The sequence below is a fragment of the Virgibacillus litoralis genome, from assembly GCF_017873675.1.
Lineage (GTDB): Bacteria > Bacillota > Bacilli > Bacillales > Amphibacillaceae > Lentibacillus > Lentibacillus litoralis.
In genome coordinates, this window is record NZ_JAGGKK010000039.1 from 1 (window position 1) to 9,718 (window position 9,718).

The 9,718-nt window shown below is 39.1% G+C and carries 10 protein-coding genes; all 10 read left to right on the forward strand.

Annotated features, from left to right (window positions below):
* Positions 1-184: 184 nt before the first annotated feature.
* The 10 genes from J2Z82_RS19125 (at position 185) to J2Z82_RS19170 (ending at position 9,471) form a co-directional block, all read left to right on the forward strand.
* Entirely contained in the window at positions 185-451 is a 267-nt protein-coding gene (locus J2Z82_RS19125; protein WP_209482394.1) for a CD3324 family protein, read from the forward strand.
* 186 nt (positions 452-637) lie between these two features.
* Positions 638-1,204 (forward strand): GNAT family N-acetyltransferase, encoded by a 567-nt coding sequence (locus J2Z82_RS19130; protein WP_245251811.1) that lies wholly within the window; start codon positions 638-640, stop codon positions 1,202-1,204.
* Positions 1,205-1,442: 238 nt separating this feature from the next.
* The gene (locus J2Z82_RS19135; protein ID WP_209482395.1) at positions 1,443-1,961 is read left to right on the forward strand and encodes a DinB family protein; all 519 of its coding nucleotides are present in this window, start codon (positions 1,443-1,445) and stop codon (positions 1,959-1,961) included.
* A gap of 821 nt (positions 1,962-2,782) precedes the next feature.
* Entirely contained in the window at positions 2,783-3,061 is a 279-nt protein-coding gene (locus tag J2Z82_RS19140) for a (2Fe-2S)-binding protein (protein WP_209482396.1), read from the forward strand.
* Positions 3,058-3,360, forward strand: coding sequence for a (2Fe-2S)-binding protein (locus tag J2Z82_RS19145; protein ID WP_209482397.1), 303 nt, complete (start codon positions 3,058-3,060; stop codon positions 3,358-3,360). Before J2Z82_RS19140 ends, J2Z82_RS19145 begins: the two co-directional genes overlap by 4 nt.
* The gene (locus tag J2Z82_RS19150) at positions 3,357-4,580 is read left to right on the forward strand and encodes an NAD(P)/FAD-dependent oxidoreductase (RefSeq protein WP_209482398.1); all 1,224 of its coding nucleotides are present in this window, start codon (positions 3,357-3,359) and stop codon (positions 4,578-4,580) included. Before J2Z82_RS19145 ends, J2Z82_RS19150 begins: the two co-directional genes overlap by 4 nt.
* A complete protein-coding gene (locus J2Z82_RS19155; RefSeq protein WP_209482399.1) occupies positions 4,567-5,724 on the forward strand; it encodes an NAD(P)/FAD-dependent oxidoreductase in 1,158 nt (385 codons plus the stop codon). The genes J2Z82_RS19150 and J2Z82_RS19155 overlap by 14 nt, the downstream gene beginning before the upstream one ends.
* Before the next feature lie 124 nt (positions 5,725-5,848).
* Positions 5,849-7,201: a TRAP transporter large permease subunit gene (locus tag J2Z82_RS19160; protein WP_209482400.1), complete on the forward strand. Its 1,353-nt coding sequence runs from the start codon at positions 5,849-5,851 to the stop codon at positions 7,199-7,201.
* Position 7,202: 1 nt separating this feature from the next.
* Entirely contained in the window at positions 7,203-7,871 is a 669-nt protein-coding gene (locus J2Z82_RS19165; RefSeq protein ID WP_209482401.1) for an aspartate/glutamate racemase family protein, read from the forward strand.
* 223 nt (positions 7,872-8,094) lie between these two features.
* On the forward strand, positions 8,095-9,471 hold the full coding sequence (locus J2Z82_RS19170) for an MFS transporter (RefSeq protein WP_209482402.1): 1,377 nt from the start codon (positions 8,095-8,097) through the stop codon (positions 9,469-9,471).
* Positions 9,472-9,718: the final 247 nt, after the last annotated feature.

Below are 9,718 nucleotides of genomic sequence, written 5' to 3' on the forward strand. Positions count from 1 at the left end.
AAAAGAGTAATAACGTTGAATAAATCGTTGTCATCTCATGCAAAGCCTATTATTAGATGGCGATACTTTGCGTGAGGTGGTATTAGCTAAAAATATTATCGCCTAATAAATATCATATCATTTCTAATATATGGCTTTGCACCTTATTACTATTCATAATTAAAAATAAGGGGCTGTCAGAGAAATGAAATATGCAAATGCAAACTCGGTTATACCTGAAGAACTGCTTGTAGAACTTCAAAACTACATTCAAGGTGAAATAATCTATATCCCGAAAACTAAAAATAATTACGAAAAATGGGGTACACGTTCCGGTGGTAGAAAAATAATTGATGATAGAAACCATGGTATTAGGAAAGATTTTAAAAATGGAAAGCCAATCAGCCAATTAGCTGAGGAACAATATCTCTCAATCGAAACCATTAAAAAAATTGCTTACTCAAAAAAGTAGGTGCAAGCACTAATTACCGTAAAGTAAAAGGTAATTAGTGCTTTTTATGGTGAGTTTGATTTTTAATTATTTTCTCTATTTATTAAAACTACGGAAATGCTATATAGTAAACGTATAATGACTATTATTAGCATTAAATAAGATGGTGCTACAGGATTTTAGCAATACTTACAAGGAGGAACTACTATGAAGAAAATGGAGCAAAAACAAGAAATTAAATTCCTTGAGGGTGAGAGAGTATATTTAAGACCAGTTGAAAGTGAGGATTTAGAAATTTTTTATGTTAAATCTCTGTGGGACAAAGAGGGAAGAAGATTAACAGGAACCCAAACGGTATTCAGTCGTTTAGGTGTTCAAAGTTGGTTTGAAAATATATCGACAGACAGTAGCAGAATAGACCTAATAATATGCTTGCAAGAGAATAACCAACCCATTGGGGACATAGCAATGTTAGATATTGATCATCAAAATAGGAACTCTGTTGTTCGTATTTCAATCTTTGAACAGGAATTTTGGGGGAATGGTTATGGAACTGAAGCGATGTCAAACCTATTAGAATTTGGGTTTGAAATACTAAATTTACATAGAATAGGTTTGGATGTCTATTCATTTAACAAAAGAGGGATTAAATCTTATGAGAAATTAGGATTTAAGCAAGAAGGAATAATCAGAGATGAACTTTTTTATAATGGAGAATACCATGATTCCGTCATTATGGGTTTACTAAAAGATGAATTCGTAAAGTATAAATAAAATTAGGTATGTTCTTGTTCAACTAAATAATGCTTTAATTTAATAAGCAGATACGCTTTTTTCACTAACATGAGCAGGTTGGTGGAATAAGAAGGGTAACAAGAAATGGCAACAAAAACTGGTTGCCATTTCTGTATGTTCAATTAAATTATATCATATATTTTCACGAATTATCAGTCTTTATTTTTTTCCATTTTATTAGTAGTTTTGTACATACAAATAGAATGGAGGTAGATTAATGATTGATTATAGAATCAAAACAAAAGACAACTTTAATGAAAAAGTTGGGGAACTTGTAAGTATGCTTGAACATTCAAGGGAAGTTACGTTGAGTGAAATCTCTAATTTAAACCAAATCGAATTAGATTATTTAGAAAATGAAAGTTCAAATTCAATTGGTTCACTTTTATCGCATATTGCGTCAATTGAATATGTTCATCAGGTTATCTCGTTTGAAAATAGAGATTTAACAAAAGATGAATACTTGAAGTGGGGAACAGCTTTGGAATTGGGCGATAAGGCAAGAGAAGTGATTAGGAATCATTCTATTGATTATTATTTAGATGAATTATCACAAGTTAGAGAAAATACACTAACATATTTGAAATCGTTTAAAGATATTTGGTTATTTGAAGAGAATAAATGGGGTAATGGTGTTTCTTATAATAATTACTATTTATGGTTTCACGTTATGGAGGACGAAATCAACCATCGTGGGCAAATTAGAACAATTAAGAGACTGTTGGGAAATAGGTGAATCTTGTTGAACTAATGGGTGCGTTAGTTGAAGAAGAAAATAATTGTCCAATAATAAAGGAGCTTGTTAAATCAAGCTCCTTTTCTTGTGAATAATAATGCGACTTTTTTGTGATTTTGGTTGTGATTTCCTTTGCGATTTGCTATGAGATTTAGCTTGGCGCACCTCATAATGGAACCCGTTAACCTTAGGAGGTACTCTTTTTTTATGGTATAAGAAATTATAAAATTTAAGTGCAGTGGATAACTGGACTTCTGAATCAGCGACGTCCAGCTCCGACGTACAGGACGTACTAGTGCCGGTGACGCCACAGGACGTGGCGTTCTCACCGGCCAGCGCCTAGCGCCTAGTGGACTTTCCCTCCCCGTGTCTACGATAAGAAATTAAGGATGTTCGACTAAAACCACCACATCCTGTGGCAACGTCGAACTTACCCCACGTCCTGTAGGGCAACTTACGCTCTTCGTGTATCCTTTTCGCTTTCCAAGCATAAGATTCATCTTGACTTTCGCCATCATTGGCGATAAGTCAAGTTCATCTAATCTCAGGGAAAAGGAAGATCGACTAAGACCGCCGCTTTGCGCGGCAACGTCGACCCACCCGCAGCGCTGAGCACAGTCCATACGGCGCTGAACAGGCGCTTGCGCTTTTGTTCTTAGGAGGTAAGAACGATTTGTGGCATTTAGATAACCGGGGTGAAATGGACTCACACTTTACAAGGGCGTACATTTCAAGTAAAATTGCATGAAAAATTGTATTATTCATAAAATTATATAAGTTCTTTTCCTGTCCATGTTCAGTCGAACGATAAGGAGGTAACTATGTCTAAAGATATACTAATATGCAGATGTGAAGAAGTTATGTTAAGTGAACTGAAAGCGGGCATAAATGAAGGATTAACAACAGCGAAGGCATTAAAACTGAAAACACGAGCTGGTATGGGGATATGTCAGGGAAAAACGTGCCGTCCGCTCATCGAACAGATTGTTGCTCACTATACTGACAAGGAAATACCAGATGGTTCGGGCTTAACCTTTACTTATCCTGTACGACCTATAAGTCTGATTGAACTAGCCGGTGAGAGAAAGGGTGTTGAATGATGCGAATTACGGACCATCCGATTCTCGAAGATTTGGAAAAGAGACCGGTTACGATTACATTCAATGGGATGGATTACCAAGCATATGAAGGAGAGTCGATTGCGGCTGCGTTACTTGCTAATCATATTCGTGTGCTGAGGTATTCAGAAAAAAACAGAGAGCCACGCGGTATATACTGTGGAATCGGTCACTGTTATGAATGCCGTGTAACGGTTGACGGAAAACGAAGCGTGCGAGCATGCATTACAAAAGTACGGGATCAGATGTGTATCAAATCGCAGGATGGGGATGACTCATGAAGTATGATCTGATTGTTATTGGTGCAGGTCCTGCAGGAATGAGCGCAGCAATCAAAGCTGCGTCATACGGTGCAAAGGTAGCGGTAATTGATGAAAATCCATCTGCAGGGGGCAAATTACTTGGCCAGCTGCATAAAGAACCAAAAAGTGGTTGGTGGCATGGCAGAAAAATTGCCCGGGAAATGGAAACAAATTTGCGTCAGACAGGGGTTACATGTTTTCAGGGGAAAGAGGTGTGGGGAATCTACCCACGCTGGAAGGTGATAATGAACAACGGAGAAGAACTTCAATCGGAAAATGTTTTAATTGCATCAGGAGCCACTGAAAAAGCAATCCCAGTTCCGGGATGGACCTTGCCGGGAGCAATGGCAGTCGGGGCTGCACAGACTCTAACAAACTACCATCGTGTAAAGCCTGGCAATAAAGTGGCGGTTATCGGTGTGGATCCACTTTCCTTATCAGTAGCACATCAATTGAAAATAGCTGGGGTTCATGTGGTGGGAATATTTCTTCCGCCCAACAATGAATTTTCGAAAGACAGGTCGACACCTAGCCAGATGATCAGTTATTTATCCAGTATGGCTCACGCAGCACCTAACATATTCCTCAAGTTTGCCGGAAATATGGCAAAATATCCATTCGTTCAACAAGTCGGAGCTAAATTTTATCCGCGGTTTGGAATCATAATTTGGGGAACTCCTTTTTATTTAAGAAAAACAGTATTGGAAATTGGCGGTGCTGAACAGGTTGAGCATATCAAGGTAGCCCCAGTAAGTCAGGAAGGTATTCCTAATGAGGATCGTGTCAAGACAGTTGATGTGGATTGTGTGTGTATTTCAGGAGGTCTGTATCCACTCATGGAACTAGCAGGTGCAGCTGGGTGTGAATCCGTGTATATCGAGGAACTAGGTGGTCATATTCCGTTGCATAGTCCGGAGATGGAAACAACACAGCCTGGAATCTTTGTAGCCGGTAATATTACCGGAATCGAAAGTGCAAAGGTTGCTATGGAACAGGGGAACCTTGCAGGAACAGTCGTTGCAGCAAAACTTGGACTTTTCAGCTACAAATTAATAGAAGAAGCACAGAAAAATGTAAAAGAGGCAAGAGAAAATGCAGTAATTACATTTCAGCAGAATATAGCAAAAGGCAGGGAAAAATCACAACAATCTTGGAAGGAATACGATTCTAAAGGGGTGAAGCTATATGCAGACAGCTGATGCTGTCGTAATTGGCGGAGGCGTGATTGGCACATCAATTGCTTACCGGTTGGCAGAGCACCGAAAAGTGGTTTTGATTGAAAAAGGTGAAATAGGGGCACAAACCTCTGGAGCTTGTGATAAGGCAATTTTCCTGCAATCAAAAAAACCTGGTTTTCCTATTAAACTAGCAAATGCTAGCAGAAGGATTTACGAGAATTTAGAAGATGAATTGGAAGCATCGATTGAATTCAAGAAAGATGGCGGGATGATCGTCATCGAAAAGGAATCACATTTACCCTTTATGAAGGATTTTATAAAAAAGCAAAACAAGGCAGGAATTGATGTGAAGCTGTTGGACAGGAAAGAATCACTTGCATGGCAGCCGAGTTTATCATCGCATATTGCTGGCTCTGCTTACAGCAAAGAGGATGCCGAGGTGAATCCACTTCTATTAAGCCAAGGATTCGCAGAGGCATCAAAGCGAAAGGGAGTGGAAATCCAAACACATACTGAAGTGACCGATATTGCCGTAAACCATGGGAAAGTAATAGGTGTACAAACAGATAAGGGATACATTGCAACGGAGCTTGTGGTTAATGCAGCAGGCCCTTTTGCTCCTAAAATAGCAGAAATGGCCGGAATTGGACTAACAATTATGCCAAGGCGTGGTGCAATTCTAATTTCGGAAAAAGTAAAACCATTAATTCATGGAAATATTTTATGTTCACAATATATTGCCGCCAAGCATCTGGAAGAAAGTAATTCAAATGATCCACCATATGGAATTGGGCTTTCGCTTGGGCAGACGGAAAGTGGAAATCTGCTGATCGGTGGAAGCAGGGAATTCAAGGGATTTGATAAAGCAGTTGAGCCTGAAGTTCTTTCTGCTATAGCCGCACATGCAAATCGTATTGCTCCAGCGTTAAAACAGATCCGAATTATCCGTACAATGGTGGGTTTCAGGCCTTTTACAGGTGATGGACTTCCGATTATTGATGAATCACGAGATGTAAAAGGGTTTATCATAGCTGCTGGTCATGAAGGGGATGGCATTGCACTTGCACCGATCACTGGAGTGCTGGTTGCTAGTTTAGCAGACAACAACTCAAACTATAAGGATTTGCTCGAACCATTACGAATGAACAGGATGCAAGCTGTTTAGTTATTAGATTAAGGCTGTTTTTTTAAAGGTTATTGCTTTTTTCTAATTTTTCAGTATTGTGTCGCCGTTTACATCAATAGCAACAATCCTTAAAAAAACAGCCGAAACAAGGGGTTGGGAATGTATGATTGAAATTATTGTACCGCTGGCGTTACTGTTTATCATTGCATTGGTGAAACAAATACCAAAGATTGGAGGAGATATACGGGTTGCGCTGCTCGTAGCTGCTGTATCATCCGCAATTATTTCAGGATTAAACCTTGGGGAAACAGCACTTGCATTCGTGGATGGAATTGATCGACTGTCCTGGGTTATCATGCTGTCGTTGTTTGGCAGTCTTTATGCTGAATCTCAAGCCAAATTAGGTGCTATTGATACAACATTGAACAGTCTCCGCGCAGCATTCGGGAACTCACCTAAGGGTTTAATAGTCGCCATATTTATAACACTTATTCTAGCCGGTTCGCTGCTTGGGGACGCAATAGCGGCAGCAACAGTCATTGGGTTTCTTGTTATCAATTCATTAACAGAATTAAAATTGAAGCCGGAACAAATTGGTATGATTATTTTGCTTGGTGCTTCCATCGGATCCATTATGCCGCCAATTACACAAGGTGTATTTCTTTCTGCTTCATTGGTAGGGGTTGATCCAAGTCCGGTAATAAAGATTGCTTACGTAACCGTGACAATCGGTGCGATATTGGCCATCTTGGAATCATTTCGATTTGTCCGTGGGAAAAAGATGCCAAAGGAATTAATTCCGGAACAGAAGGTTATCCAAATTTTAAAAGAACGATGGAAGACGTTGATACCACTGCTCGTTTTAATCGCTATTGTACTGGCCAATACGTTATTTGACTATAATATTTTTACCGAAATTTCTATATTTGCTTTTATTCTGGAGCCTTTAAAAGAAATAAGAATTGTGCAGGGCATTACCTTTCAGGTTGTGAGTGCAATTATTATTGCTTTTCTGGTCAGCTTTTTATTCCCTGCTGTCAGAAAAGATACCAAAGGGGTCTTTAAAAATGGCTTAGGTAAAGTAAATCAGACTGTCCAAATACAGATTTGTGCAGGGGTCATGGTTGGTGTTTTTTACGCGTCTGGCTTAATAGATAAGGTTGCACTTATGACGGAAGGACTGGGTTCATCAATGGTGAAATTGGGCGGGGCCCTGTCGATGGTAGTTGTCGGTATGCTAACCGGATCACAAACAACTTCTCAATCTGTTATTGTTACATTTCTTGGTCCCATCCTTGAAAAAATGGAGGTAGCCCCTGAACTGATTGCTTTAGGTGCATCCCATATAGCAGCAGCGGGTCAGAATATGCCACCTGTAGGTCTAACAGCGTTTGTTATCTGTGGTTTGATAGGCGGGATTTTAAATACGAAAGTAGATCCGTTAAAGGTAATGATGCTGGCATTACCGAACTCGCTATATTTCTTACTCATCGGATTGATCGTGTGGTTCATCTAAAATGAAGACCGCAAAATTGGGGATTTTGATGCTGGATACCGATTTTTACCGGCCAAAGGGGGATATAGGGAATCCAGATACCTTTCCTTTTCCTGTTGAATATAGAGTAGTAGAAAAAGCAACTATCGACCGTGTAGTTAAAAAGGGAGATGCTGCATTGATTGAACCTTTTATTGAATCAGCAAGGTATTTAGAGGAAACAGGCGTTAAAGCAATAACCACAAGCTGTGGCTTCCTTTCCATCTTTCAACAGGAAATCCAAAATCAGTTAAAAGTTCCTTTCTTTGCATCAAGCTTAATCCAAATTCCGATGCTTCATACGGTTACAGGTGGAAGAATAGGAATTCTTACTGCAAGAAAAGCGAGTTTGGACAAACAGCATTTGGAAGGTGCGAGAGCTGCTGACATTCCAATCGCGATTGAGGGTATGGATGACAGAGCAGCATTTACTGCCGCAATTGTAGATGAAACACATGCACTGGACATGGAAAAAGTATCCCTGGAAATGAAAGAAGCAGTTCGTATGCTCATAAGTAATTACCCGGATATAACTGCTATTGTACTTGAGTGTACCAATATGCCGCCGTATAAACGTGCCATACGTGAAGTGACAGATCTACCAGTTTTTGATATTACGACTTTGATAAACTATGTGGTAAAAGAATTGTGAATTCTGCAATCACACGTACCTGTCTCCTTGGATAATTCATCTAAGGTGACAGGTACTTATTCTTTCGATAATCATTCAATTTAAATTTAAATAATTCCCTCTTTATAATATTTTTGTTAAACTCATTCAACATGATGTTTTTTATATTCGCTTTACTGGATTACTTCCGTGTGGGTTATTTATGATATCTATAAAGCTATTAATAGGGAGGGGGAATTGAGAAATGAGTGCGATTGCTGAACAAGCGACTGAAGAATATACGTTATCCAAATCAGAGAAAAAGAAAATAATCTTCCTAATGTGCTCTGTTTTATTATTTTCTGTTATGAACGGAACAATGTTTATGATCGCTGTACCTGATATTGCAGGATCCTTTTCTCTTTTACCCTCACAGGTAAGCTGGGTTGTAACGGGGTATATCATTTTGTATGCAATTGGTGCGTTGATGTATGGAAAATTAGCTGATATTTATCCGTTGAAACTGTTATTAACGATTGGATTGAGCTTATTTGCGGCCGGTTCGGTTTTTGGCTTTTTTGCACCAACATTCCTAATGGTTGTCATTGCGCGTTTGATTCAAGCGATGGGGGCATCTTCCATTCTTGCATTGGCATTCATTGTGCCATCACGATATTTCTGGGATGAAAGAGGCAGAGTACTAGGAATTGTTTCAAGTACAATGGCATTTGCCTCCGGCGTCGGGCCAGTGATTGGTGGTTTTGTTGCGGGTGCGTTGAACTGGCAATTTTTATTTTTAATTTCTGCGCTTGTAATGATTACCATACCTTTCTTCCAAATCTGGATTCCTAAAGAGGAAAAGAAGGAAGGTAAAGTTGATATTCTAGGGGCTGTATTTATTGCAGTAGCTGTTGCTGATCTTATCCTTTTTATTACGATGTTTGATTGGTGGTACATCGTCATTAGCATTGTATTCTTTGGTTTATTTGCGTGGAGAATATCCAAGACTGACATTCCATTTATTCGCCCGGATTTATTTAAAAACGCTCCATATCGAACAACGATTATTGCTGGTTTTTTTGCAATCATGACAATGATGGGTTTAATGTTTATCATGCCTCTTTTGTTAAGTGAGGTAAACGAATTGAATACGTTGCTTATAGGACTTACATTATTTCCAGGTGCCATGGTTGCTGCGTTTATGGGGAGATGGGCAGGGCTTTTAACTGATAGACGAGGTAGTAATCAAGTAGTCTTTATTGCTTTTGCGCTAATGATTACTGGATTCTTGCTAATATCCACTTTTACGGGAGGACCTGCTTGGCTTATCAGTACCGTGCTAATCATAACCTTTATCGCTTTTCCGTTTATCCAGACCTCTACAGCTAATCTGATTTCGACTGTTCTCCCGCGGAATGAGATTGGAGTCGGAATGGGGATTTATAATTTAGTTAATTTTATGTCTGGTGCCTTCGGTGGGGCAATTATCGGAAAAATACTAGACTATGATAATGATATAAAATTAAACCCATTTTCAATTGCACAGGATAACGAGATTGTTTACAGTAATGTATTTGTCGGGTTTGTCGTGCTGACGATCTTGAATGGATGTTTCTTTTATATGTCGTTTAGAAGGAAGTAGTATGAAATCTAGCGGGGGCAGTTTTGGGAAAGAAATTCAATGTCCTTCTTCAACTAAAGTCACCCGCTAGCATTCTCGTATTTATTGACTAGGCTTTGCCCACTGATTTGGCGGATCCTCATTCCGTTATTTCATTAAAAACGCCTATTTTAATCGTGTTATGTAATCCTCATTCCGCTGATATGAACAAAACTGTCAAGTCCCAAGCTGTTTTTCCCTTTTTTGGGTATACTTAATACAAGAAGCC

What these genes read in the sequence shown, in the direction of transcription:
- J2Z82_RS19150 (WP_209482398.1), top strand. Translation starts at nt 3,357, where the DNA reads ATGAAGTATGATCTGATTGTTATTGGTGCAGGTCCTGCAGGAATGAGC.
- J2Z82_RS19155 (WP_209482399.1), top strand. Translation starts at nt 4,567, where the DNA reads ATGCAGACAGCTGATGCTGTCGTAATTGGCGGAGGCGTGATTGGCACA.
- J2Z82_RS19165 (WP_209482401.1), top strand. Translation starts at nt 7,203, where the DNA reads ATGAAGACCGCAAAATTGGGGATTTTGATGCTGGATACCGATTTTTAC.
- J2Z82_RS19160 (WP_209482400.1), top strand. Translation starts at nt 5,849, where the DNA reads ATGATTGAAATTATTGTACCGCTGGCGTTACTGTTTATCATTGCATTG.
- J2Z82_RS19125 (WP_209482394.1), top strand. Translation starts at nt 185, where the DNA reads ATGAAATATGCAAATGCAAACTCGGTTATACCTGAAGAACTGCTTGTA.
- J2Z82_RS19140 (WP_209482396.1), top strand. Translation starts at nt 2,783, where the DNA reads ATGTCTAAAGATATACTAATATGCAGATGTGAAGAAGTTATGTTAAGT.
- J2Z82_RS19135 (WP_209482395.1), top strand. Translation starts at nt 1,443, where the DNA reads ATGATTGATTATAGAATCAAAACAAAAGACAACTTTAATGAAAAAGTT.
- J2Z82_RS19170 (WP_209482402.1), top strand. Translation starts at nt 8,095, where the DNA reads ATGAGTGCGATTGCTGAACAAGCGACTGAAGAATATACGTTATCCAAA.
- J2Z82_RS19145 (WP_209482397.1), top strand. Translation starts at nt 3,058, where the DNA reads ATGATGCGAATTACGGACCATCCGATTCTCGAAGATTTGGAAAAGAGA.
- J2Z82_RS19130 (WP_245251811.1), top strand. Translation starts at nt 638, where the DNA reads ATGAAGAAAATGGAGCAAAAACAAGAAATTAAATTCCTTGAGGGTGAG.